A 24,955-nucleotide genomic window follows, 5' to 3' on the forward strand; every position below is an offset into this window, starting at 1 on the left:
CCCGGGATATGGGAACAGATCTTTGTGCCGCTCGCGGCCTCGTTCTGTATCATTGTCTTTGGGGTGAAACTCCACGCTGTCGGGAAGGAGCGGGGCTACATGACCGTCCAGGACTACCTTGCGGATCGGTTCGAGAGCCCGAGGGTGCTCCGAGGGCTCTCCGCCCTCTCCGGGATTGTCGTCTCGCTGGTCTACCTGGTGGGGCAGTACACCGCCATCAGTATCGTGCTCGTCTGGCTCTTCGGCATCCCGCACTGGGAAGCCCTGCTCATCTCCGGGATTATCATCACCGCCTACACGGTCGTCGGGGGGCTCTACGCCGTATCCTGGACGACCCTGGTCCAGGGCGGTATCCTGATCATCGGCGTCTTTCTGATGGCGCCGTTCGTCATCATCAGCGCCGGCGGGCTCTCCCACATCAATACCGTGCTTGCAGGGATCGACCCGAACTTCGTCGAACCCTGGTTCCCGAGCCCGGCCTACGCCCCGTACGCCTTTGCGACGCCCGAGTTCCTTGTCTCGTTCGGGATCCTCCTGATGGTCGGCCTCGCCTGCGCACCGCATGTCATCAACAACGTTCTTGCGGCGAAGGAGGCCCGCTACTTCAAGTGGGCGCCGCTGGTTGCGTTCGGCATCTACGGGGTCGTCATGTTCCTGGTGAAGTTCACCGGGTTTGCCGTGCGGTCGCTCGTCGAGGAGGGGACGATAGTGCTCCCTGCTACCGTGAACGCCCAGGACTTCGCCTTCATATCGGGTGTCGAATATGCCATGCCGAACGTGGCGTTATGGGCGCTCTTCGCGGTGATCGTCCTTGCGGCGGTGATGTCCACGACCGACCGGCTCATGCTCACCGTCGGGACCATGTTCGCGTGGGATATCTACAAAAACATCCTCCGGCCTTCGGCGCCTGATAAGGAGGTGCTCCTCGTCTCGAAGGTCGCGGTCGTCGTTGCCGCCGGGAGCACGCTCTGGCTTGCTATCAACCCGCCGCCGATGCTTGCCTGGCTGATCTGGATGGGCATCGGGGTCATGCTTGCGACGTTCGCGGTCCCGCTCCTCGCCGGGCTCTACTGGCGTGGGGCTACCAAGGAAGGAGCGATCGCGAGCATGGGGCTTGGGCTCGTCGCGGCCACAGTCTTTGGCTACTGGCACCAGTTTGTGGCGCCGCTCCCGGTGCACTTCAGCCTCTATGCGCTCGTGATCTCGGCCCTCACCATGGTCGTTGTCAGTCTCGTGACTGCGTCGAACTCCCGGGACGCACTCGACAACACCCAGACCGGCTGGTTCATCCAGTCCCCGTAACTCTTTTTTGGTGCCCGGGTGCAACCGCAAGGACCGGGCCACATGGGTACCTCCTATGAATGGGGTGATTGGCAGTCTTGCCCCAATCGCATAACCCCATCATCCCGGCTCTCACCGGGCGGTCGCCTTGAGGGGGAGGGGGCGGATCCCCGGGACCCGGCCGCTCACCCCGCAGCCTGGAGAAGACTTGCGATCAGCGTGATCAAAAGGATCGCCGGAACGCAGTAGCGGATGAGCGCCATATAGATCTTCTGCTGCCACCCACACCCTCCGATCTCCGTACAGACCCGGGTACGGTCCATATACCATCCCCCGACGATGCTTATGATCAGTCCTGCGACGATAAGACCGATTGTCCCGAAGAGATAATCGTTCAGGTCGAGGAGCGGAGTCCCGAGGAGCTCGAGTTCCAGGGCCGTGTAACTGAGGGCTGACGGGAGCCCGAGGAGCATGATTACGCCGAAGACGAGGAGCGTCGCACGCTTCCGGGAGTAACCGCGCGAGTCCATCATGGCCGCCACCGGGACCTCAAGCATGGATACCGCAGAGGTGAGTGCCGCAGTAAAGAGCATCGCGAAGAAGAGCGCCCCGAGGACCATACCAAACCGCATCCCGGTAAAGACTGCGGGCAGAGTGATGAACGTGAGGTTCACCCCGGCTGCAGGGTCGAGGCCTGCGGTGAAGACCAGGGGGAAGATCACGAGTCCGGCAAGGATCGCGATCAGCATATCAGCGACGGCGATAACGGAGGCGTTCCGGAAGAGGTCTCCTCCCTCAAGGTAACTCCCGTAGGTGAGCATAACGCCCATGCCCACCGAGAGCGAGAAGAAGGCCTGCCCGAACGCCGCGGTCCAGACGGTCGGGTCGGCAAGCCTTGAGTAGTCAGGGGAGAGGTAGAACCCGATTCCGTCCATGGCCCCTGCCTGGGTGAGCGCAAAGACCACGAGGAAGAGGAGGATCACGACGAGGACCGGGATGAGAACCCGGGAAACTTTCTCGATTCCCTCCCTGACCCCGGAGCGCACTGTCAGAAAGACGGCTATCCCGGAGAGGAGGAAGAAGATGAGCGGGAGATAGGAGCTTGTGAACGCACCAAAGTCGACCGGCCGGTTGAGGGCAAAGAAGAGGGCGTAGGCAAGCACCCAGCTTGTGATCACGAGGTAGTAACTGAGTACAAGGCTCGCGATGGCGACGACGGCCAGGCCCGCAAAGGAGAACCGTCCTTGTATGGACCGGAAGGCGGTGACCACCGATGTCCCGGTGTTGCGCCCGATGGCGAACTCCAGCACCATCAGGGGGAGGCCGAAGAGGAGGACTGAGATCAGGTACGGGATCAGGAACGCGCCGCCGCCGTTGGCACCCACGATGTAGGGAAAGCGCCAGACATTCCCGATTCCTACTGCCGACCCGATGCTTGCAAGGATGAAACCCAGAGTTGATGACCATTGCTCTCTTCCTGTGTTTCCTGTCATATCGTCCTGGTCACCTCATAATAACCAATTACCCCGTAGAGATAAATGCATATCCGGCCGGATCCCCGCTGGAACCGGGCACCCCGGCGGCAGGTTCTGACCGGGTACCCAGCGACCAATGCACTTTTGTACCCGGTTATCCCCATACTACCGGGAAGAGCATGAGCATCAGTTCTCGTGAACACCGGGTGGGAGGGAGGAGAGGTTGAGCGGCCGCTACCCGTTCCTCTTCTCCGTCCCCCACGGCGGCGTCTCAGTTCCGCCTGAGGTCCGCGGTCTCGTCAACCTCTCGCGAAAGGAGATAGTCTTCAACAGCGACCCCCATACCCGCCTCCTCTACGGGTTCGATGATGCAGTGGAGGCCCTGGTTGATTTTGAGGTCTCCCGGATCTTTGTCGACACCAACCGGGCGCCCTATGAGTATCCGCCGCGGGCCCAGGATGGCGTGATCAAGGTCATCACGCAGGATGGGACCCCGGTATACCGGAAGGGTCTGGTGCCAGGGAGGGAGTTGATAGGAACCCTCCTGCAGAAATACTACTTCCCGTTCCATAACCGGCTGGCCGATGTCATCGATACCCATCCTGTTGAGGTCGCCTTCGACTGCCACAGCATGCTGCCGAAGGCCCCACCGGTCAGGATAGACGCCGGACGTCCGCGTCCACTCTTCTGCCTGAGCAACAGGGGCGATCGATTCGGGAAGCCTCTCCGGAAGGGGGGTCTTGTGACCTGCCCGCCGGAGTGGCTCTCAGCCCTCGCCCGGTCGTTCCAGGCAGAGTTCGACGGGGAAGGGCGGGTTGCGATGAACGAACCCTTCAGGGGCGGGTTCATAACGGTTGCGCACCACCGGCGGACACGGACTCCCTGGATTCAGATTGAGATCAATCGCGACCTCTATGAGACTGAAGAGTATATCGACCCCGGGACTCACCAGGTCGACGAGGCGCGGATTGCCGAACTCCGGGAGAGGATCCTCTCAGCAGTCGCCGGATTCTGGGAGGAGATTTCCGGGTGAGGCTCCCTCCCCGGTCCCTCCAATGCGATAGCTACTACTGGAGCTTTTTATCTGATATTGTTCATGCAATACCGCCTCACGCGAAAGCGCGAAATCCGTGAGGTTACTGCCCCTTCGCGTCTTCGCGTCTTCGCGTGAGGTGGCGATCTGCACCAGGATCCACACGATAAGGTGAAATGGCCCACTACGGTCCACTGCATGGGATAGAGCGGAGTACGATGCACCCGGAGCATTGATCTTCATCCGTTCAGCCTTGCGCACCATCGCAGGCGTTTTCCCGATCGGGCCCGGTTCTGCCGGAATCTCTCCTTGCGAAGATACTATGCCGGTAGAGCGCCCACAGTTATAGCAATGGATCGCCTGCATCTCATCCTGCAACGCTACTTTGGGCATACGGCGTTTAAACCCTACCAGCAGGAGATCATCCAGGACCTCCTGGAGGGGCGCGACGTCCTCGCGGTACTTGCGACAGGAGGGGGCAAGTCGCTCTGTTACCAGGTCCCCGCGCTCATCGGCAACGGTGTGACGCTCGTGATATCACCCCTCATCGCCCTGATGAAAGACCAGGTCGACGACCTGCAAGCCCGCGGGATCTCTGCAGAAGCGTTGAACTCCTCCTGTTCCTACGTAGCGACGCGGCGGATCCTCTCGGAACTTGAAGAGAGTGTCGTCCAGATCCTCTACGTCTCGCCTGAGAAGGCGGTCAGCGATGACTTCCTCGCCCTCATCGCATCCCTCCCCATAACGCTCATCGCTGTCGACGAAGCGCACTGCATATCGATGTGGGGGCACCAGTTCCGCCCCGAGTACCGGTCGCTCCAGGTCCTGAAAGAGCGGTTCCCGCAGGTGCCGATGGTCGCCCTGACTGCGACTGCGACGCCGGACGTCCGTGACGATATCGCGCGGCAGCTCAACCTCAACAACCCCTCGGTCTACGTCGGGAGTTTCAACCGGGAGAACCTCAGGTATGTCGTCGTCCAGAAAGAAGAGGGCGCATACGAGCGCCTCCGTGACTACCTGCAGGGCCGGAGAACGGATGCAGGGATCATCTACACCGCAACGAGGGATGGGGCCGAGACCCTTGCGGCCCGGCTCCGTGCCGATGGTGTCCCGGCACTCCCCTACCATGCCGGGATGACGGCGGCGGCCCGGGAGCGGACACACGACCGGTTCATGACCGGGAAGGTTCCGGTCATCTGTGCGACAAGTGCCTTTGGTATGGGTATCGATAAGCCGGATGTCAGGTTCGTCGTCCACTACGATATACCAAAGACGCTTGAGGCCTACTATCAGGAGAGCGGCCGGGCGGGGAGAGACGGAGGCGAGAGCGACTGCATCCTCTTCTACCATGACGACGACGCAAAACGCCTGAGGTCCTTCATCGACCGCGACCTCCCCTCTGAGTTCCAGCGGGAGGTTGCACGCTCAAAACTGCAGAAGATGGTGGACTACTGCAGCATCGCGGCAGGGTGCCGGAGACGGCAGATCCTCGAGTACTTTGGGGAGCGGTTTGAGACTCTTCCCTGCAGCGGTTGTGATGCCTGTACCCCGTCCCGCGGACCTGAGCACCGGAAGTCTGGTGCTGTCCGTCCCGCATCCGGCTGAACCGCCGGGTTCCCGGCGTATCCACCCGGGTCCTCCCCCTGCTCTCCGGGGAAACATCTATTATCCATACAGCAAAGTGAGCACCCCGGGGAACTGTCATGAAGAAGTTATACCGTTCAACGGTTGACCGGTGGATCGCCGGGATATGCGGCGGCATCGGAGAATACTTTGAGATCGACCCGAATATCATCAGGGTGATCTGGGTTGTCATCACCGCGATCACGGGGTTCATCCCTGGTATTGTCGCCTACATCCTGCTCTGGATCATCCTGCCGCAGCACGGGCAGGTGCGCCCTGCTGAAGCAACCCGGGGGACGTAAGCAGTCGGTGGTCCGGCCCGGGCCCTGATTATCTTTTTCCGGGATGAGATCCGGCAGATCGCAAGGGCATCCCGGATAGGAACAATCCCCGCCGCCGGCTCAGCGTGCGAACACTCCTGCCGCAGTGCAGTTTCAGAACGATACCAGAGGGTTGCTTGACACCCTTCCACTGCTAAAGCCGGGTACCTGGCTTTGCATCTTCCTGATTCCGTTTTTGCCAAATACTATTTATACAGAGGACGGGTATTGCCCCTAAACAGGCACTCGGTGGTACCAGGAAGACGATCCAATCGGGTCTGCGTGCCTGGTATGATGCCTGGTATGCCGGTTGTGCTTTTTCGGGTGATAGGGAATGTTGGCCAGATTTGGTTCATACCTGAACATCGAAGAGATCGTGGATTGCATCCATTCTGACCGGGTGCTCGACGAGGATATGATTAGAGAGTTTGAGAGAAAGTTCGCACACTATATCGGTGCTCCCAGGTGTTTCGCAACAAACCAGGCGCGTGCAGGCCTCCTCATAGCGCTGAAATCTCTCCCGATATCACCCGGGGATGAGGTGATCGTCCAGAGTTTCACGTTTCAGGGCGTTATCGACGCTATCCTGGACGCGGGGGGACAACCTGTTCTCATCGACAACTCGCCTGCTGATCTGAACGCGGACGTTGTGGCAATCGAGAAGAGTGTGACAGAGAAGACTAAAGTTATTATTGCAACGCACCTCTTTGGAGTTCCCTGTGATATCGATGCGATCTCTTCCCTTGCACGTGAGAACGGATGTTATGTGATAGAAGACTGCGCCCAGTGTCTTGGTGCCGCCTTTGGTGGGAAAGGCGTCGGCACGTTCGGGGATATGTCGATATTCAGTTTCAACTACGAGAAACATATGACGACCGGCCAGGGGGGGATCCTCGCTGTCAACAACCGCGACCTGATCGGTGCTGTTGAAAAAACCGTCGACACCTACCGGAGGGTGCCCCTGAATCCGGAGAAGTGTTTTGTCTACGGGATGCTTCTTGAGTATCTTGCACTGGAACGGTCGCAATACAAGAAGAGACTGGCGGCGACGTTTGGAGAAGAATGCTACCGGCGTGATGGGAAGCTGTTTGAGGAGATGGATGGCCTGGTGGAGGAGGGCGCCACAGAGGAGGAGATCCGGGCGGCGCTCCTCCCGTACCTGGAAAAACATGTCAGGAGGTCGCGTTCAAGGGTTCAGCTGGGGATCCTTCCGGAACGGGTTTCCCGTCGATTACTCAGTTTCAGGGATAGGTTCCGGACCCCTCCCCGAGAGCGTGTGGAGTCTGAGCACCTGCTCATGAACGCTTACAGAGCAGCAGTCGGTTGTATCGCGCTGGACCATCTCGATGCCGTAAACAGAACCAGGAATGAGAATACGGAGCGGTATCTTGCCGAACTGGATGGGCATGATGCATATGGCATGCTTACTATATCGGGAAAAAAGCAACCGGCGTTCCTGAAGCTGAACGTGCTCAACAATACCTCATACAGTGTTCTAGAGATCACCAGGAAGGCGCGGAAGCGTGGGTTTGAGCTTGGAAACTTCCAGTGGCCCAAGCCAGTCCACCTCACCTACCCCTATGACGTCCTTGTCCCGCACCGGAGGGAGGATCTACAGACGAGTGAATATATCGCGGGTCATCTCATCAACATCCCTATCCACTATTATGTTACCCCCGAGGATATCACCGGCGTCGTGGAGCTCCTCACCCGGATAGGCTCACGGAGAACCGCATGAAAACGTCCGGGTTTGGGTAATAGGAGACCTGCGTCTCTATTCGCATCCGGGACAGGGTTTGCGCATCTAGTGGAGCGATTCCAAATTAGCAGGCCAGATATGGCCTTCGCCCCATCCCCCCGCGGAGCATTCCTCTTCGTCTCCCCACCCCGCCCCCGGGGGCGGGGGCAGTGCGTGGGGATACCCGGGAAAAGCCATTCCCGGGATGCAAACCCCCGGAAAGTGTGAAACGAGATCGATACTCCCCTCCGTTGAGCGTGCCGGGAATTGAGAATCGATGTACTAGTGGACTATTTCACCTTAATTTGCGATACGCCGGAGCGATCACCAGCCTCTCGTGGAAAGCCGTGCGGGAGAATTCATGGGGCGGAGCGAGAGGCTGTACCGCATGAAAGCGACCTATTCCCCGGGCTCCCTGGGCAGTGGACCGTGGTGGCTATCATCCCGGGGGGGTGGGGGCAGGGGAGGGGGCTCGCCCCCTCCCCCACAGGCCGGACCCGGGGCACAAATAGAGCCGTGATTCCCCCACCCGCCAAACCGGGGCGGTTTTCATGGGAAATGTTAGCTGAAATGCTCTACTAGGGACGAGGGTGAGCCCTGCTCTGACCCGTACCTGATTCCGGCCAGCCTCCAGGGTCTCCGGGTGCGGCTCATCGAGCCCCCGTTCACCATCTGCGCCCGATAAAGGTATCGATAGTATTCTTGGCGGCGTAGGCGGCTCTTGCCCTGGGAGCAATCTTTGCGACCTGATAGTAAGGGGTCAGGACAGGATTATAACTCGCGTAAAACGCCGTCAACCGTGGTGTGTTGCCTGTCTGGAGGTTGAACCCCTTAAATCCACGGCTTTGCAGATCCTTACAGATCTCGGTGAAAAGATACGTATGCGCCTCTGTCTCCCTCAGTTCCGGGTCGGCTGCTGCCGACCATGCGTGTGCGTGCCGACTGTCCCAGACAACAATTGTTGAGGCCGCGATCTCTCCTGACGGTGTTTTTGCGCACCACATCTCACCGAGTTCCCTCGAACCGATCAGGGAGATCATACCATTGAGAAATTTTTCAGGGACCAGCGGTGCAAGATCCTGTCTCTGGAACGTTCTCCGGAAAAGAACATTGTATGCCCCGCTGTCGATCTTTTTCTCCGCGGAGATCCCGTTCTTTGCTGCCCGTTTCAGGGCGTTCCTCACGGTCCGTGACGTGGTGTCGGCAACGGCATCTTTCAGCACGAGATAGTTGGTAAAGAGCACGTTGCTCTTCCACCCGTCCCAGGTGAACGGGCGTATATCCACAAGCCCGGGAGAGTTCGTCAGGTGGACTGCATCGAAGTGCGCTGCCAGGTGGTCCCTGAGCGCCCCCATGATCGAGTGCCTGTGGAGCAGTTGTTTCTTGCCTTTTATGCTCTCTGATGGGAGGATGCAGATCCCTCCAAACGGCGTCATGGAAGCGTCTGTCGTTGCGAGGGAGAGCACCGGGAACGGGCGCACGTAGAGCGCACAGCCTCCAAGAAGGTCGTCCTGCCTATAGACTCCTAGAATCGTGGTCTTCCTCCCGGTTAATCCTCCAACAGTCGTTACCCAGTCGCTCAGGTGAAAGACGGTCCCCTCGACAGACTCCTTCACGACATCATCCCATCGGGTGTAGTCTTCCGGCGGGATTTCACATACCTCGAGTTCAGACATCTCTTTGACGCTCTGGTGCTCGCTAGCACGGGGATGCGGCGACACCGGTGGTGGGAATACCCTTCTGCTGCCGCGACGCTCGTAGAGTTCGTCCTCAATCTTCCGGCACCGCCTTCTCTATCCTCTCTGCTACTCTGATGAAGGCATTTCTATTGCCGTATTCAGCGGCTTACCGCGAAGGGTATCAGGGGGTACCTGTATATCAACCTGTTCTCCCGGCGGGGGGGCACCTGCAGGGGTGCCGGAGGTCCGTCTCACTTCCCGATCCGCACCGTCCGGTGGTGGAGGCCGGACCACGGCTTCCCGTCTGACCTGGGGAAGGTTCCGTGGGTGGTTGACCGGACGTCCTCGATGGTGCAGAATGCAGAGGGGCTCATCTCCTCGACCATTCCAGTAACCTGCAGGAGGTCGCAGCGTCTCACCACAGAGTAAAAGATGGTGCACGGTCCATGAAGTCCCTCGGCGGCAACGACCGTGACGCCATAACCGGTGGCCCTGACGGCGTCGATGAGAGAGCGGTCCTCGCGTGAGGTGATCACCCGGAGGACGCAGACCCCCATGGCGAGTTTCTCCTCGATGAGGATGCCGACGTAGTTCCCGGTAGCAAATCCGGCCGCGTACGAGATGAGGTAGACTGGATTCGCGAAATCGTTGACGACGAGGCCGAGCGAGACGACCCAGAAGAGGATCTCGATAAAAGCTATAACCGGAATAATGAGACGGCCGCCCCGGGCGAGAAGTATGATCCTGAGCGTCTCGAGGCTGACATCGATCACCCGCGCCCCGAAGACAAGGAGTGGTATGAGGATCGGGGTGAGAGCGCCGGCAGAGAGGAAGTCCATATGGGGAAATCGCCCGGCCGGGTATAAGAGGGTGCAGTTACGAACCGGCCGTAACCCCGGGTCGGCGTGAAGTATGAGCAGAAAATCCGGGTTCCTCCCCTCGCGGCACCGCGGACGCGCATCAGAAACCCGTACACCGGCTGGAGATCAGGTCTGTTCAGACTGGTTTTTCGGGGATAAGGAACTCACCGCATCCGACCCGCGGCGGAAGAGGGGGGAGATCTCCCCGTTACCCCGCCCGGCGTCAATGAGGATACAGAGATCCCCGGCCTCGATCATCGTCCCGCCATCCGGCCCGGCAAGCGTCTCCGCCCCCCTCCTGATTGCGAGGACCGTCACGTCGTACTTCTGCCGCAGGTCGGTCTCTGCCAGGGTTTTCCCGGCTATCGGAGCCCCCTCCTCCACCCGGACGATCGATATCGCGGCGTTATCGAGGTGCAGCTCTATATCGCGGAGTGACGGCACCTGCTCCGACGCCTCCCTGAGCATCTCGTAGCGGTCAGTCCGCATCGAAGCGACAAGCCTGTCGATATCGGTCTTCGGCACCGGATACTTGATCAGGACCCGCATAAGTACCTCGGCAGCGGTCTCGAACTCCTCGCAGATCACCTCATCCGCCCCGAGCGTGTAGAGGGAAAGGGAGTCTTCCATATATCTGGTCCGGGTGATGATCGCACACTTTGGGTTCATCTTCCTTGCGATCGCCGTCACATGACGTGCTGTGTCTGCGTTCGGGATGGTGATGACCACCACTCGTGCACCTTCAACCCCGGCATGGGCAAGGACACTCTCATTTATGGCGTCACCGAAGAAGATCGGCTCGCCCTTCTTCCGTTCTTCCCGCACCGTCGTCGGGTTAAGCTCGATGGCCATGTACGGGACTCCCGTGCTCCGCGCCGCATCGGCGACGTGCCGTCCCATCGGTCCAAACCCGATGATGACGATATGCCCCTGTTTCGGGCCGTTGGCGGGAGCTACCTTCAGGGCTGCGTCCCTTGCCTTGAGCCAGCCCGGCAGGGGCAGGCGGCGGACAGCGGAGGTCACGCGCGGAGCTGAGGCGATGACAAACGGGGCGACCGTCATCGTCCCGACCGATACGGCGAGGAAGACCTGCTCAAGGTCGGGACCGAGCAGGCCGTACTCGATCCCGGACCTCGAGAGGATGAAGGCGAACTCACCGATCTGGCCGATGGCAAGCCCGGTGAGGATCATGTTCTGGAGGGAGACCCCCGCCGGGATGACGGCGACAGCCCCGATGATCGCCTTGAGGATGATGATGCCTATGATGAGCCCGATGATCGGGAGTGCATGGGCCGCGAAGAAACCGGTGTTGAGAAGCATCCCCATCGAAACGAAGAAGAAACTCGTAAAGATGTCGCGGAAGGGGATGACACTCGAGAGGGCCGCGTTGCTGTACTCAGACTCAGAGATGATCAGACCCGCGAGGAAGGCCCCGAGGGCGAGGGAGAGGCCGGCGCGGGAGGTGAGCCACGCAGTCCCGAGGCAGAGCGTGATGACGGTGATCATGAAGAGTTCCCGGCTCCGGAGGCTTGCGACCCGGTAGAGGAGGCGGGGAACGACCCAGAGGGCACTCACCGTGACGGCCCCGAGGAGGATGAGGCCGATCCCGAAGTTGATGAGCGAGGGGACAACTCCGGCCGACCCCATCCCGCCAAGCATCGGGACGAGGAGGATCATCGGCACGGTGCTTAAGTCCTGGAGGACCGATATCCCGAGTGCGAGCCGCACTGGCGGCGTGTCCACCTCTCCCCGATGCTGGAAGACGGTCAGCATCACGGTGGTGCTTGTGTGGGCAAGGAGCATCCCGAAGAAGATCGCTTCCGGTGGGGCGAGGCCGAAGGCTGAGGCTATGACGGCGACGACGCCGATTGTCAGACCGATCTGGAGCACCCCGCCAGTGAGCATCCCCTTCTTCATCTCAAGGAGGCTCTTGAGCGAGAGTTCCATGCCGATGGTGAAGAGGAGGAAGATGATACCGAGTTCTGCAAGGATCTCCACATCTGCCCGGTTCGTGATGAGGCCAAGGCCGTGGGGCCCGGCGATGATACCGGTGAGGAAGAACGCCACGATCCCCGGCATCTTCAGCCGGTAGCAGAGGGCGAGTGCTCCGATAGAGAGGGCAAATATGATCAGGATCTGTTCGAGAAAGGTTGCATCCATGGTATGATTCCTTGCTTGTTGTGTCCGGTGGGTTGTCGTGTCACTGTGCCGGGTGCTGTGGGCGGTCCGGAGCATGCGTATTCCGGACAGGGCCATACCGGTGTTCTGTGGAGGGATACACCCGGTCTTTAATTACCCGACTGATAGAATACAGGGAATTGTTGCGCTTCTCTTTAGATAATTATTCTGTATCCGGCCCTGAATTATCGACCCGTCGATGGGTATGGCAGTTAGACGATGCGTGGCGGGCATGACCCCGCTGCCAGTACCGGGCCCGCACCGCCATCCGGTGGACGCAAGTATCGTCCCGCACGGCTGCCTCCATGACCCCTCCTGTGCACCGTGCCGGATCCTGCACAAGGTATATGATAGCTCAGGTTTGGAGTGGGGTTCCTGATCACCCCCGGTGAGAAACCATGAGGTGGTAAGAAAATGGCTGAAAAAATGACCCGCCCCGGCGGCGAAGAGCGCCTACGGGCAATGAGCGATCGAGAGAATGCCCCGTATCCCCGTGGTGATGGGAAGGTCAGGCTGGTGACCACAGACTGGCTGGCCGACCACCTGTATGACGAAGATCTGACAATCCTTGATACCCAACCGGATGTGCATGACTACATCCAGGAGCACATCCCGGGCGCCGTCTACCTGAACGAAGGGGTCCTGCGGGTATCTGCTCGCGGTTTCCCGACTTCGTATGCTCCGCTCGCCTGCCTCCAGGAGTCGTTCCGGCGTGTGGGGCTCAGGGCCGGCTCCCCGGTCGTTATCTACACTGGCAAAGGAGCCTTCTCAGGCCGGGGTGACGGGCTTGCACAGACAATGATGGCCTATACGCTCGCGAAGTACGGCCACGACACTGTATACATCCTCGATGGCGGGCTTGATGCGTGGAAGAGCGAGAACCGGGAACTCTCGCAAGAGTTCCCCACAGTTGAACCGTCCAGGTTTACTGTTGAGGTTCACGACGAATACGCCATCGGGTATGAGGAGTTTATACAGGTCAAAGACAACGATGATGTTATCGTGCTCGACGCACGCCCGGCAAAGGTCTATGCCGGGAAGGGGCCCTGGCGGATGGCGGGGCATATCCCCGGCGCCATTAGTCTGCCGTGGAGAAGCCTGATGGATGGCGCGAACCCGGCGCTGCTCAGACCAAACGAGGACCTCGATATGATCCTCGAAGAGCATAACATCGACCGGAGCGGGACCGTTATCTGTACCTGCGGGACCGGGCGGGAAGCCACAAACGAGTTCATCCTCTTTAAGTGGTTCTACCTCTACCCACGGGTCCGGCTCTACGAGGGATCGTTCACCGAATGGAGCGCGCGTCCGGATAACCCGGTTGTCGAAGGGCCGGAGCCACAGGGGCGCAAAGCAGATCAGGCTCCTGCACGGTGATTCCTGATTCCACCGCCGTGGGTATCCGGGTGACCGTGATAAACACGCTGAGGTGCCGGCCCCGGCTTCACCGGTGAGGAAAGCGGTGTGCTGGCTGCAGGACACCGGTAGAGTGGAACGGGCTGGTTCCGTAGACCCGTATCTCAGGTTTCCGTTCCCGTTTCATTGGTCCATTCCCGGAGGATCCTGAGGATATGCTCCCTGGCAACTCTGATCCCCTCTTCGACCGCCGGATCGACCTCCCGGCTGAATGCCTGGATCTCCCCCACCTCAATCCCCACTGTCACAACCTCTCCGGTATACCCGAGTTCCCGGGCTATCGTTACCGCCTCCCCGACCCCGATATCGTGGAGCGCGCATGCCGGGAGGGTCCACGAAGGCGGCGTTTCAAAAACGAGGACGTCGCCGATCCGGTCGCCGACGCCCACCATCGCATCGACGATCACCACTCTGTCATACTCTTCCATCAGCGGAATCAGGCCAAAGCCCCCGGCGCCGCCATCGATGCAGTCGACGCCGGGACACCTTCCCCCGAGCAGCCGCATCACTAAAAGCCCGGCCCCGTCGTTCCCCATGAGGGGGTTCCCGCACCCGATGATACAGATCCGGTTTGTCTGCACAGGTAGTCCTTCCTCATCGATTATATCTGGCAAGATACAAAATGATAATGAGACCCTGACGAGATCTATGTGTCCAGGGAGCGGAACGTGAGGCGCATGATCCATATCGTACCAAAACCGACTGATATGCCGGATGATGACTCGACCGGCGCCGTTATATGGGAACTGAAGAGAGCCGGTGCCCGGTGCAGGGTTCTTGACCTCGGTGCGGTCGACCCCCTCGACTCCGGGCTTGAGAACGAACTCATATGGGTCTGCGGGATCCGGCAGGACGGGCATCAGTTTGAGACCCTGAACGTGCTCTCACTCCATAACCGGGTGATCAACACACCTGAAAGCATCGTCGCCTGCGCATCAAAAGCGATGACAACCGCGCTTCTCCTGAAGTGCGGGGTGCAGACGCCTGAGACGGCTTATATCAAGGCTGAGGCGCAGGCACGTGACTTCGTTCTCCGGCATGGAAAGGTAGTCTACAAACCACTCTATGGCTACGACGGGAACGGCATCAGGCTGGTGACCAAACCCGACGAACTCGGGCCTGGACCCTGGTACCTGCAGGAGTACATCCAGAATGATCGGGACTACCGCGTCTTTGTCCTTGGCGGGGAGGCTGTCGGCGCAATATCCCGCGTATCAGACAGTCTTACGCACAACATCCATCAGGGCGGGACTGGCATGCCTGTCACGATCGATGAGGATATGCGTGCCATCGCCGAAGCCGCAGCGTCGGCAGTCGGGATCGATTACTGCGGCGTCGATCTCCTCCATGACGGGGAAGGCTACACAGTTCTTGAGGTGAATGGGACACCGAACTGGCACTGCATGGCGGCACCCATCCCGGAACTGCTGGCCAGGTATCTCATTCAAGAAGAGCGCAAGATGCGTGCCTGAGAGGAGAGGAGTGGTGGGGCCGGGGCCCCCGGCGGCATACCCACCTGTCAATGACGCCGCATTCACATGAATGCGCGAGTGCCGGGCGTCGTTACTGGAGATAATCGATCTCTTTGAGCGTCTTCTCGGCAAGTTCCTTCATCCGGGCAGAGATCCTCCCGGATGATGAGAACTCCACGTCTTTCATGGCGTTTGCAAGTTCCGTTCCGAGCACGAATATTGCGTATTTATGCTCCATTTTGCTCTTATGCACCTGAGAAGGATCGATTTTCAACGCATAATACTGCGAGAATTTCAGTTCAGGATTTGCCAATTCAAAATAGTCTTTAATCTCAGTAAGAATCCCATGTAAGGCAATTAATTCTTCCTTGTGCATATTCTCTCCCGGAGAGAAAAATGGTAAATATAAACATATATAAATTTGCACGCTGGAAAGATTTCACCCTATCTTTATAAGCCTGATGGATAGAGGACGTTTTACGATCCCCTTAAAGTCGCGGGCAGCCACGAACTCCAGATTCTTCCCTCCGATCTGGTCGAGGAGTTTCTGGTCGACGACACGATCGACAACGACTCCCTCAACATCGCTGCCCAGGGTCTGGAGCGCCCCTTCGAGATCGGTAGCATTCGATTCCAGGAGGACACCATAATCTGAGGATAGGAACCGTGCGATCCGCCGGTCCCGGACATCGGCCATATGTTCTCCGAGCGTTGGAAGGGCCTTCCCGCCCACTTCTTTTCCGGTCTTTTGCTGTTGCGATGGTCGTTCGTCTTCCAAAACCTCACGTGTACCGGCAGTTGTGCGCGCAGGCGGTTGTCCCGCCGTCCCCTCGCCAGGGATGTGGTCGGCAACGACCTCCACGGGCACTTTGTTTCTGAGCGCCTTGACGATCTCCTTGCGGCTCATCTCCTCGACGCTCTTCCCCCGCGGGCAGTATGCCACAAAGTCGATCTCAGCGATCTGAAGAAGTTCGCGGAGGATCAGTTCCCCTCCCCGGTCTCCGTCGAGCAGGGTCGTCGCGGTCTTCTGCGAGCAGAGGTCGATGATGATCGGTGGGACATTGGTCCCCTCGACCGCAACCGCGTTCTTGATCCCGTAGCGCAGCAGGTTGATCACGTCGGCCCGCCCTTCGACAAGGATGATGGCATCCGAGGCCATGACGTTCGGGCCGGCATGCACCTTCTCTTCACCGAGGAGTTCGAGCTTCTCTATCCTGATGACTTCCCTGACCTCGTCCAGCAGGTCGTCACTGTTTATGGTGCCTTCATCAAAGTCTTCGAGGAGGAGTTCCTTAGCACGTTCGACGATCCTGCGCCGCTTGGTTACCCTGATATCCTCGATGCGGTCGACTTTCATGCGCGCTGTGCATGGCCCGACCCGGTCGATCGTCTCCAGCGACGAGGCAAGGAGCGCGGTCTCCGCACGGTCAAGCGACGATGAGATGAGTATCTCACCTTTCGTCTCCCCTCTCCTTGTCGTTATCTGGACATCGATCCTGCCGACGCGGCCGGTCCTCTGTAAATCACGCAGGTCAAGGTCTTCGCCGAGTAAACCTTCAGTCTGGCCGAAAATAGCCCCCACTACGTCAGGTTTATCGACCACCCCCTCGGTCTGCAGAGTAAGATGAATAAGATACTTTGTAGTTTCCGGTGAGTACATGGAATGTTGCCCCCTTCAATGTGAATCTGATCGCCATATGCCATGCAGGTTTTCATGTGCGCGGACATAGGTGTCAATTACATATCTATAGTACGATTACTTAAATCAGATGGCGCTTTGAACACAAGGTTTTTCAAAGCGGAAATCCAAAAGTGCATCCAGGCATGGTTTTGATTTTAATTTCTTCTGCTTAATATCATATCTACGATAAAAACCGCTCCGCTCCGGTAATCCCTGTGACTCTATCCGTGCCGGCTCAGGCACCGGAGGCAGAGAGGAACGTAAGGATTTCTGACTTTGATAGACCGGAAATAGCCACGGTCTTTGAGGTGGATGTGTGCCCGGAGATGATGCTCACGTCTGCACGGGATACGCCGAACGTCTCTGCAATAAGATCGATAACGGCGCGGTTTGCCTTCCCGTCGACAGCCGGGGCCGCTACCTGGCAGCGGATACTCTTCCGCCACTCGTTGTAACCTGCCGGAAACGAGGTCTTTTTGGCGCCTGCCGTAACGTCAAGCAGGATGGTGACACCGCTTCCGGTTTCAGTGACAGCATCGGCGTAGGGTTCCATACTGGGTTCTCCTGAAGAAGTGTCGCCCGACACTAACGAACGGTGATCACAGGCGGCTTGTGCCGGTCCTCACCCGATCGTACCCTATATGCCGGGCGTGCCTGTCGCGCACCTGGGTTGTCCCGCGGATCATATCCGGGCGTCCCGCCAGGTGATCACCCGGGGACCTATAAGATGCGCTGTATCGGCCTTATATTATTTATCTTCTGCTGATAAAAATCCTTGCCCGGGATACCATGCCGGTTGCGGCTCATAATATTCCCCGCAGGAGTAGGCACGCCTGCCCCGGACGACCACCTCCTCCGGGAAGACCGCATTGAGCCCCTCAAACGGCGACCAGCCGCACTTTGCGTGGAGCCGGGAGGCATCGATGCGAGTGACTTCGTCAGGGTAGAGGGCAAAGTCCGCCCGGTCGCCCGGCTCAAACCCTGCCCGAGGGATGCCGAGGATGGCGGCGGGCCTCCACGATGTCTTCTCCATCACCGAGGCGAGAGTTATCCGGCGATTCCGGACTGCTGCCACAAGAAGCGGCACCATCGTCTCGACCCCGGGGACACCGGAGGGAGCGATCTGGAACGGCAGGGCCTTCTCGCGGAGCGTGTGCGGGGCATGGTCCGAAGCGATGACATCGATCTTATCCCAGCAAGCCCAGAGGCCGCGCCTGGTCTGCTCGTCCCTGAGCGGGGGGTTCATGCGGGCCCGGGTATCGTCTTCCTCGAACATCTCGCGCGAGAGGAAGAGGTGGTGCGGCGTCACCTCCACCATGCCGCGTGCGGCCTCGATTGAGGCGGCGGTGCTCATGTGGCAGAAGTGGAGCCGCATGCCTCCAGGGGCGAGGGCTGATGCGGCCCGCACGGCGCGCGCCTCCCCGGCGCCGGAGCGTGCGTTATCGTGAGCAGTGAGCGTTGTAGGGGCCGGACCCGAAACCTCCTCGGCGTGGACCGTGGCAAGTCCCCCGAGAGCATGGATGCGGGCAAACAGCCCCCCGAGGGTCTCCGGATCGAGTCCTTCGCTGTAGCTTGATGGTGCGGCGAAGGTCTCCCCGAACGCCATCGCGCCGGCGTTCCACATCCCCTCGAGATCGGCGCCGGGCATGACTCCGGCGTTCACCGCAAACCCGCAGACTGCATGCCCCTCAGCCTCACGAATACGGGCCCGGAGGAGTTCGGGCGTGGTGATGGGAGGGACGGTGTTCGGCTGGTCGACCACGACCGTCACCCCGCCGGCGACCGCGCTCATCGTGCCCGTCCGCCAGTCCTCTTTTTCCACCTGCCCCCCTCCCCGCATATGGACGTGCATATCGACCGCTCCCGGGAGACAGGTGAATCGGCTGCAGTCAATTGTCTCGTCGGCACGCACCGGTGCGCCAACGTGCCGGACGAGACCCCCGGCGATGACGATATCAGCGCGCCGACCCGTCGGGAGCGTCACGTTTCTGAGCACCAGGTCGGCAGTCATCTGCGGCATGCCTCCAGGTCGTCCCGGGTTGCGTGGTGCACCTCGACCATGTAGGCGGGGCGGTAGCGCGTCTTTGATTCGCGGAGCCCGGGCACGCCCATGTCACACTCCCGGTTGATGTAGCGGTAGCGGTTCAGGAGCGCTGCTGCCGTCCCGGTCGTGATGATCTGGTAGATCCCCTGGTAGGTCTCGGGGAGCGCCTTCTCGAAGTGAACGACCGCCATATCTTCATTGACCGGTCCGACAACCGATATCGCCCCAATGGTACCTTCAATCCGGACAATCCATCCCATGAGCCCGATATCTAAGAAGTGGTTCACGGCAAACAGGATGGCATCCTTTTCGTAAGCAAGGATGGGCACGGAGTCACAGTCCCGCCACTCACACCAGATGACCAGGAATTCCCAGACTTCATCGATATTCTCCCTGGTGATCTCCTCGACCGTATACGCATGCTCCCTCCCGAAACGGTTGACCTGGCGCCGGATAGTGGCATAGTCCCTCCCGTGGAGACCGGCAAGGTCTTCGGTCCGGTAGATGTAGTCAAAGTAGTCCCGGTCCGCGTGCAGGGGCAGGTCAGGGTAGAGCTCGCGGATCCACGCCTCACTCCCCGGGTCCAGTACCAGCAGGGGAGACGGCCCCCCCTCCCTGACCGCGAGATCGATGACTTCAGCGACCAGATCCGGGTTCCTGGGCCCGATGGGGGGGCGAAACGACGTCACGCCGTTGATGGTGCTGGAGAGGATAATTGTGCCTTCCGCTTCGTAAAATCGGTAGTCTGCATAGTGGTTCCAGCAGACCATATTCGCAAACGTGTTGTCGCTGTGCACCTGGGGGTACTGCCGGTAATGCCGCAAAAAGAGGTCACGATCGTCCAGGCTCACGGGTTTGAAGTCAGAGAATCTCAAGCATGCTCACCTCTCTTCCGGGTACCACCGCATGGGGATGTGCCCCTCCATTCTCCGGAACCCGAGCGGGGTATAGAACGCCTCGGTTCCGGGCTCGGCAACAAGGGCAACCCAGGTGACACCTGCAGATTTACAGTAATCCAGCAGTGTTGATAAGATCATCGTTCCGATGCCACGGCCCCGGTAGCCGGGGAGGACGACCAGGTCCTGGATGTAGGCGTCCGAGACCCCATCTGAGATCACCCTGCCCATGCCGACCGCTCTGCCGGTGGCGGAGTCGATGGCGACGGCGAAGGCAAAACTCCCGGCGATGAGGGCGCCAAGCCCTGTCGGATCCCATATCTCGTTCCACCAGTCTCCCGCACGGTAGAGATCGGCGATCATCTCCACATCCCAGACATCCACCAGTCGCACCTCGATGCCAATCTTCCCCATCATTCCATCGTACCTCTCTATAGTACCGTATAACTGTGGTAGTAATGTATCAGCAGGGATCGGGGAGAGTGTAAAAAACGGTGTGGTTATCCCATCAGCAGACACGCGGGACCGGGTCGCCGATCGGCGGTTCAATGAACCGCTCTCCGCCGATGGCAGTCCGCATGGTCACGTGAGAACCTTCGATGACTTCGCCGACAATCGCCGCATCCCGCCCGTAGGGGTGCGAGCGGAGCGCCGCAAGGACGGCCTCTGCATCGTCGGGTGCGACCCCCATGACGACCTTCCCTTCGTTTGCTACCTCGAGGGGATCGATGCCGAGCATGCCGGCGGCGCTCCGGACGTTCTTCCGGAAGGGGAGGGCCTCTTCCTCGATGACGACGCCCACCCGGCTCTTCTTCGCCATCTCGTTGATGGCGTTGGCAAACCCGCCCCGGGTCGGGTCTTTCATGGCATGGATGTCCCCGGCCGCGAGTGCTCCCTCGACAAGCGTCCAGAGGGGGGCGACGTCGGAGTGGATCTGGCCGCCGAAGTCGAACCCCTCGCGGTGAGCCATGATGGCGATTCCGTGGTCGCCGATGGTGCCGCTGACGATGATCGCGTCGCCGGGCACAAGACCGTTGTCCCGCACCACCCGCTCGGCGACACCGATCCCGGCGGTGTTGATGATGATGGCGTCAAGCGCCCCCCGCTCGAGCACCTTGGTATCGCCGGTGACGAGGCTTGCCCCGCACTCATCGAGCGCGGCATCCATCGATGCAACGATCCGCTCGAGATCGGCGACATCGAAGCCTTCGGGGATGACCATGCCGCAGGAGAGCGCGACCGGCCGGCCGCCCATCATGGCAAGGTCGTTGATGGTCCCGCAGACGGCGATTCGCCCGATATCCCCACCGGGGAAGAAGATCGGCGAAACAACATGGTTATCGGTCGTAAAAACGATGTTCTGGCCGTTGAGCGGGATGACCGCCCCGTCATCGAGCGACTCAAGCCCGATCCCGCCGGCGTTGTTGTGCCTGAGGTTGGTGATGACGCGCAGGAGCTCGCCCATCACTTCGCCGCCGGCACCATGCATGAGGTTGACTTTCATACTTCGTCCACTTCTATCTCTATGTTCGTGACTACGATCTCCATTCCTGCAACAATCTCCGGGAGTTTCCCGCACCGTGGGCAGACGAACCGCTCGCTTCCCTCGTAGCCGCAGGAACATCTGGTGCGCGCCTCGATATCCCGGCACGAGAGCCGGGCGCCTGAGAAGAGCGGGTCGTCCTCGATGATGATATTGAAGAGGAACTCCACCTGCTCCGGGTTCACCATCGCCATTTTACCGACATCCACAGAGACGCACTTCACCTCTTTTGCGCTGTTCTCGACCGCTGCGCGGCGGGCAGTCGCGTAGATGTCATAGGCGATGCTGTACTCGTGCATTACTCCTCCATCATCGCGGCGTGAACCTGCCTGAAGATCTCACGGGTCTCAAGCCCCTCCTCTCTGCTGAGACGCTGGATGGCAAACCCGACGTGGACGAGCACGAACTCCCCGACGCTCACATCCACGAGGTCGAGCCTGACCTCCTGCTTCAGGTCTCCAAAGTCTACGACCCCGATGTTGCCATCCTTTATCTCCAGAACTTCAGCGGGCATTGCGATACACATTCTTTTCCTCTCCTGTTATTTTGTCCGGGCGTCAAAATAGGTTAACCATGCTGCATATGGGACCCGGGATAGTCTCTTTCGGCTGGATTGCGCCCCCCGGATTCCCCTATTCTAATAATATAATTCAGTCTGGAAGCGTAAAAAAGTATGTTAACTTTCCTCTCCTCTCCCGGAGGTGCAAAAATCGGGGCGCGCAGGTCCCGGCCCTTTCCCCGGCTACCCAGTCTTTCGAAACACCGCTTCGATCTCGGCTCGGGGGAGATCCCGGCCCCTGATCCGCATCTGCCAGCGGCGCGTCCTGACCGAGACGGGGGCGAGCGGTGCGAAGAGTTCCTCCACCTCGGTCTCGGTGAAGTAGTGGGTGATGATGCCGCTCCCCCTGCTGAAGGTCTGCGCTTCCGTCTCCACCCCCTTTCCGGCACGCATATCCTCAACTGAGAATGCACGGAAGAAGGCCGCTCCGCCGGGCCTGAGCACCCGGCAGACCGCGGATGCCACGTTCCTCCTGCCCGTTTCGGGAAGGTGGCCGGCGACGTGGACCAGGAAGACCGCGTCGAAGACCTCCCCGCGGAACGGCAGGCACGCCGCATCGGCAACAACGAGGTTGGCTGCCGCAGTTCCCGGCCGTCGCCGGGCGAGGCTGACGGCACGGGGGGAGATGTCGACCGCAGTCACGCTCCAGGGCTGCTGGGTGAGTGCGGCGAGGGTCTTTCCGTTCCCACATCCGAGCTCCAGGACGGCGGCACCTGCCGGGAGGTCAGGGAGCGGTGCTGGTGCACCACCCCAGAGGTCTCCTCTCCTCCGGTAATCCTCATCCCAGGCAGATTTGTGTGTGTTCACGGATCTCAGGTCGGCGCCGCTGGTGAATAAGGGTTCGTTCTACCCCTACAGATCCCCCCGCCGCACGAACTGAAGCGACGCTGAGTTCATGCAGTAGCGCCTGTATGTCGGCGGCGGCCCATCGTCAAACACATGGCCCAGATGGGCGTCGCACCGCCTGCAGAGCACCTCGGTCCGGGTCATGGAGAACCGGGTGTCGACATCTGTCCTGATATTCAGGTCTAAGACCGGTTTTGTGAAACTCGGCCAGCCTGTGCCTGACTCAAACTTTGTCTCCGAGGAGAAGAGGTGGTTGCCGCAGCATACGCAGACATACAGGCCGTCCTCCTTGCAGTCCAGGTACTTCCCGGTGAAGGCCGGTTCCGTGCCCCCCCGTCTGGCAACAGAGAACTGCTCCGGCGTCAGCTGCCGCTGCCACTCCTCGTCGGATTTGACGACCTTCGGAACTTCTTCCACCTCTCTGGTTATAGCGTTGCAGATCCTCACGACCTTGAGCGGTCCTGCGGTATCTCCTCTCATCGGCAACTCCTCCCGGCACCTCTATCTGTGAATCATATATAACCGTTCCTGCCCGGTGATCGCGAGCCCGCGATTCCTGCTCCCGTATGGCCTCCAGGGCCGGGCACGCTTCCGGATCTGTTATATAGCCTCCGGTCGATGAACCATCATGCAGGAGGTGTCGTCCCCCTGAAGAAGAGTTATGCAAGTCTTCTGCTCCTCGCCTGCCTCATCGGTTTCGCTCTCGCGGCAGGCTGCACTGAGACCCCGGAGATACTGGAGGTGCCGGCCCCGACACCGGAGGCGACACCGGAGGCGACACCACCCGCTCATACCACCTACTCACCAGCGGGGCCGCAACCATCGTTCTCGGCCACTGTTACCGCGCTGAAGAAGCATTTTCGCACCGATATGTCCTGCTACTGGGTTGTGACGGGATCGGTGACCAACACCGGTGATGTGCCCGGAAGGAACGTAGTCATTCGTTTCATGCTCATCGACGACGAAACCGGTATGATCCGGTCGACCGAGACTACGCTGGTTCCCCGGTTCCAGGCAGGCGAGACGACGATATTCACCGTCGATCCGCTCCCCGGCGACTGCGATCGGCAGTACCATGCCGAGATTGAGGTTGTGCATGATATCCCGTAAGCAGGAACCGGTGCGCGTATTGAAACGGTTGTATAAAGTTATCTAGATGGTGATTACGTGAAGATACTTGGAATTAACGGAAGTCCCCGCGGTTCGCGGAGCCAGACGCTTCGACTTGTTCAGGCCGTCCTCGACGGGGCCGGGAGCGCTGGCGCCGATGTTGAACTCGTGGATGTCTGCAAACTTGATATCGAGTACTGCAACGGTTGCACGGTCTGCTACGAGCGGGGGGAGTGTGTCAAAGAAGACGACTTTGCTGAGTTGTACCAGAAGATGCTTGAATGCGATGGGACTGTGCTTGGCTCGCCCAACTACATCAACTCCGTCACCGCCCAGGTAAAGACCATGCTCGACCGGATGGCGGACGCCATTCACTGCCAGATGTTCATCGGGAAGTACGGGTGCACCGTCGCCACGGCAGGGGGGTCCGGGGCAGATGAGATCGTGGCCTACCTCAACGGCGTTCTCCAGACCCTGGGCGCGAACACCGTTGGAGGCGTCGGCGTGGTCCTCGGGGGAGACCCGGAGGCGATCGTGCCTGCGGAGGGACGGGCCTACGAACTCGGCAGGAGACTCGTACGAGCCATCGAGAATAAAGAGACCTACCCGGAACAGGAGAGACTCCACGCTGAGATGCTCGAACGGATGCGGGCCCTGGTCATGGCAAACAAAGATCGCTGGCACCACGAGTACGAGCACTGGAAGGCGACCGGGCGGATATCTGAGTAGGACATCCACCGTTCACCGGCGGATCTCGTCGATGATCCGCTGCAATCCCTCCCTAACCTCAGGCAGCGCCTCTGCAGCCGCCTCCGTGAGCGCAGGGATTGCTGCATCCCCCATGTCGACCAGGGCCCGCGCAGCCCGCATTCTGACCACGATGGCGTCGTCCCGGAGCGCCCCGATAAGGGGGGCGACGGCCTTCCCTCCCCCTATCCGGGTAATTGCCTTGACGGCATTCGCCCGCATCTCGATGGAGGGGTCGGATAGCGCTTCTGTGAGTACAGGGAGCGCGTCCTCGCCGACCCGTTCCACCTCTGCCCACCTGTCCAGTGCCATGAGGTAGAGCGCCAGTTCTTCTCCGGTCTGCGGCTCCCAGCCTGCTGCTTCCAGCGCTTCGGCAACCCCGGCCCTGAACTCTTTATCCTCTGTTCGGAGCGCGCCGACCAGGTAGCCCTGCACTGTGCCTCCCGGATCCTTC

General features: G+C 59.9%; 26 protein-coding genes. 9 read left to right on the forward strand and 17 right to left on the reverse strand.

Features of this window, described 5'->3' with window-relative positions; translation table 11 throughout:
* Positions 1 to 1,302, forward strand: a 1,302-nt coding sequence (locus BP858_RS09615) for a sodium:solute symporter family protein (protein ID WP_286879382.1), incomplete at its 5' end; no start/stop codon positions are given.
* Between the two features lie 164 nt (positions 1,303 to 1,466).
* Here BP858_RS09615 and BP858_RS09620 read toward each other — a convergent pair.
* Entirely contained in the window at positions 1,467 to 2,774 is a 1,308-nt protein-coding gene (locus tag BP858_RS09620; protein WP_014868190.1) for a sodium-dependent transporter, read from the reverse strand.
* Positions 2,775 to 2,979: 205 nt separating this feature from the next.
* On the opposite strand from BP858_RS09620, the gene BP858_RS09625 reads away from it, so the two are divergent.
* From BP858_RS09625 to BP858_RS09640, 4 genes are all read left to right on the forward strand, one after another.
* Positions 2,980 to 3,789: an N-formylglutamate amidohydrolase gene (locus tag BP858_RS09625; protein ID WP_286879383.1), complete on the forward strand. Its 810-nt coding sequence runs from the start codon at positions 2,980 to 2,982 to the stop codon at positions 3,787 to 3,789.
* 351 nt (positions 3,790 to 4,140) lie between these two features.
* Positions 4,141 to 5,394, forward strand: a complete 1,254-nt coding sequence (locus BP858_RS09630; RefSeq protein ID WP_281768042.1) for a RecQ family ATP-dependent DNA helicase — start codon at positions 4,141 to 4,143, stop codon at positions 5,392 to 5,394.
* A 98-nt stretch (positions 5,395 to 5,492) separates the two neighbouring features.
* Complete coding sequence (locus BP858_RS09635) at positions 5,493 to 5,714, forward strand: PspC domain-containing protein (protein WP_281768041.1); 222 nt, start codon at positions 5,493 to 5,495, stop codon at positions 5,712 to 5,714.
* A gap of 352 nt (positions 5,715 to 6,066) precedes the next feature.
* Positions 6,067 to 7,470, forward strand: a complete 1,404-nt coding sequence (locus BP858_RS09640) for a DegT/DnrJ/EryC1/StrS family aminotransferase (protein WP_281768040.1) — start codon at positions 6,067 to 6,069, stop codon at positions 7,468 to 7,470.
* A gap of 665 nt (positions 7,471 to 8,135) precedes the next feature.
* Here the strand turns inward: BP858_RS09640 and BP858_RS09645 are convergent.
* The 3 genes from BP858_RS09645 to BP858_RS09655 all read right to left on the reverse strand — a co-directional run bounded on the left by BP858_RS09645 (position 8,136) and on the right by BP858_RS09655 (position 12,169).
* Positions 8,136 to 9,146 (reverse strand): GNAT family N-acetyltransferase, encoded by a 1,011-nt coding sequence (locus BP858_RS09645; RefSeq protein WP_074175425.1) that lies wholly within the window; start codon positions 9,144 to 9,146, stop codon positions 8,136 to 8,138.
* 254 nt (positions 9,147 to 9,400) lie between these two features.
* The gene (locus BP858_RS09650) at positions 9,401 to 9,988 is read right to left on the reverse strand and encodes a DUF2179 domain-containing protein (RefSeq protein ID WP_062265624.1); all 588 of its coding nucleotides are present in this window, start codon (positions 9,986 to 9,988) and stop codon (positions 9,401 to 9,403) included.
* Positions 9,989 to 10,135: 147 nt separating this feature from the next.
* Entirely contained in the window at positions 10,136 to 12,169 is a 2,034-nt protein-coding gene (locus BP858_RS09655) for a cation:proton antiporter (RefSeq protein WP_286879384.1), read from the reverse strand.
* 432 nt (positions 12,170 to 12,601) lie between these two features.
* Between BP858_RS09655 and BP858_RS09660 the strand changes: the two genes are divergently transcribed.
* Positions 12,602 to 13,564, forward strand: a complete 963-nt coding sequence (locus tag BP858_RS09660; RefSeq protein WP_082864919.1) for a sulfurtransferase — start codon at positions 12,602 to 12,604, stop codon at positions 13,562 to 13,564.
* Between the two features lie 143 nt (positions 13,565 to 13,707).
* Here BP858_RS09660 and BP858_RS09665 read toward each other — a convergent pair whose 3' ends face one another.
* Positions 13,708 to 14,184 (reverse strand): hydrogenase maturation protease, encoded by a 477-nt coding sequence (locus BP858_RS09665; protein ID WP_286879385.1) that lies wholly within the window; start codon positions 14,182 to 14,184, stop codon positions 13,708 to 13,710.
* 96 nt (positions 14,185 to 14,280) lie between these two features.
* Between BP858_RS09665 and BP858_RS09670 the strand changes: the two genes are divergently transcribed.
* Positions 14,281 to 15,075 (forward strand): ATP-grasp domain-containing protein, encoded by a 795-nt coding sequence (locus BP858_RS09670; protein WP_286879386.1) that lies wholly within the window; start codon positions 14,281 to 14,283, stop codon positions 15,073 to 15,075.
* 91 nt (positions 15,076 to 15,166) lie between these two features.
* Here the strand turns inward: BP858_RS09670 and BP858_RS09675 are convergent, their stop codons facing one another.
* The 11 genes from BP858_RS09675 to msrB all read right to left on the reverse strand — a co-directional run bounded on the left by BP858_RS09675 (position 15,167) and on the right by msrB (position 23,124).
* Entirely contained in the window at positions 15,167 to 15,451 is a 285-nt protein-coding gene (locus tag BP858_RS09675; RefSeq protein WP_062265639.1) for a UPF0058 family protein, read from the reverse strand.
* A 63-nt stretch (positions 15,452 to 15,514) separates the two neighbouring features.
* Entirely contained in the window at positions 15,515 to 16,735 is a 1,221-nt protein-coding gene (dnaG, locus tag BP858_RS09680) for a DNA primase DnaG (protein ID WP_062265642.1), read from the reverse strand.
* Positions 16,736 to 16,991: 256 nt separating this feature from the next.
* Entirely contained in the window at positions 16,992 to 17,309 is a 318-nt protein-coding gene (locus BP858_RS09685; RefSeq protein ID WP_062265645.1) for a DUF167 domain-containing protein, read from the reverse strand.
* 195 nt (positions 17,310 to 17,504) lie between these two features.
* Positions 17,505 to 18,767 carry a dihydroorotase gene (locus BP858_RS09690; RefSeq protein ID WP_074176142.1) on the reverse strand — a complete coding sequence of 421 codons (1,263 nt, stop codon included), beginning with the start codon at positions 18,765 to 18,767 and terminating at the stop codon, positions 17,505 to 17,507.
* Entirely contained in the window at positions 18,764 to 19,675 is a 912-nt protein-coding gene (locus BP858_RS09695) for a DUF2156 domain-containing protein (RefSeq protein ID WP_214166704.1), read from the reverse strand. The genes BP858_RS09690 and BP858_RS09695 overlap by 4 nt, the downstream gene beginning before the upstream one ends.
* Positions 19,676 to 19,681: 6 nt before the next feature.
* Positions 19,682 to 20,113: a GNAT family N-acetyltransferase gene (locus BP858_RS09700; RefSeq protein WP_074175433.1), complete on the reverse strand. Its 432-nt coding sequence runs from the start codon at positions 20,111 to 20,113 to the stop codon at positions 19,682 to 19,684.
* 91 nt (positions 20,114 to 20,204) lie between these two features.
* A complete protein-coding gene (gene hypE, locus BP858_RS09705; protein ID WP_286879387.1) occupies positions 20,205 to 21,200 on the reverse strand; it encodes a hydrogenase expression/formation protein HypE in 996 nt (331 codons plus the stop codon).
* Complete coding sequence (locus BP858_RS09710; protein ID WP_214166703.1) at positions 21,197 to 21,538, reverse strand: hydrogenase maturation nickel metallochaperone HypA; 342 nt, start codon at positions 21,536 to 21,538, stop codon at positions 21,197 to 21,199. The genes hypE and BP858_RS09710 overlap by 4 nt, the downstream gene beginning before the upstream one ends.
* Positions 21,538 to 21,765: a HypC/HybG/HupF family hydrogenase formation chaperone gene (locus BP858_RS09715; RefSeq protein WP_062265656.1), complete on the reverse strand. Its 228-nt coding sequence runs from the start codon at positions 21,763 to 21,765 to the stop codon at positions 21,538 to 21,540. Before BP858_RS09715 ends, BP858_RS09710 begins: the two co-directional genes overlap by 1 nt.
* Before the next feature lie 216 nt (positions 21,766 to 21,981).
* A complete protein-coding gene (locus tag BP858_RS09720; protein ID WP_286879388.1) occupies positions 21,982 to 22,605 on the reverse strand; it encodes a class I SAM-dependent methyltransferase in 624 nt (207 codons plus the stop codon).
* Positions 22,606 to 22,650: 45 nt separating this feature from the next.
* Entirely contained in the window at positions 22,651 to 23,124 is a 474-nt protein-coding gene (gene msrB, locus BP858_RS09725; protein WP_286879389.1) for a peptide-methionine (R)-S-oxide reductase MsrB, read from the reverse strand.
* A gap of 138 nt (positions 23,125 to 23,262) precedes the next feature.
* On the opposite strand from msrB, the gene BP858_RS09730 reads away from it, so the two are divergent.
* Together BP858_RS09730 and BP858_RS09735 are read left to right on the forward strand one after the other, a co-directional pair.
* The gene (locus BP858_RS09730) at positions 23,263 to 23,754 is read left to right on the forward strand and encodes an FxLYD domain-containing protein (RefSeq protein WP_286879390.1); all 492 of its coding nucleotides are present in this window, start codon (positions 23,263 to 23,265) and stop codon (positions 23,752 to 23,754) included.
* Positions 23,755 to 23,811: 57 nt separating this feature from the next.
* Positions 23,812 to 24,483 carry a flavodoxin family protein gene (locus tag BP858_RS09735; RefSeq protein WP_286879391.1) on the forward strand — a complete coding sequence of 224 codons (672 nt, stop codon included), beginning with the start codon at positions 23,812 to 23,814 and terminating at the stop codon, positions 24,481 to 24,483.
* 12 nt (positions 24,484 to 24,495) lie between these two features.
* On the opposite strand, the gene BP858_RS09740 is transcribed toward BP858_RS09735, so the two are convergent.
* A partial coding sequence (locus BP858_RS09740; RefSeq protein ID WP_286879392.1) for a HEAT repeat domain-containing protein occupies positions 24,496 to 24,955 on the reverse strand: 460 nt, incomplete at its 5' end.

It is taken from the genome of Methanoculleus sp. UBA413 (assembly GCF_002502935.1).
Taxonomy (GTDB): domain Archaea; phylum Halobacteriota; class Methanomicrobia; order Methanomicrobiales; family Methanoculleaceae; genus Methanoculleus; species Methanoculleus bourgensis.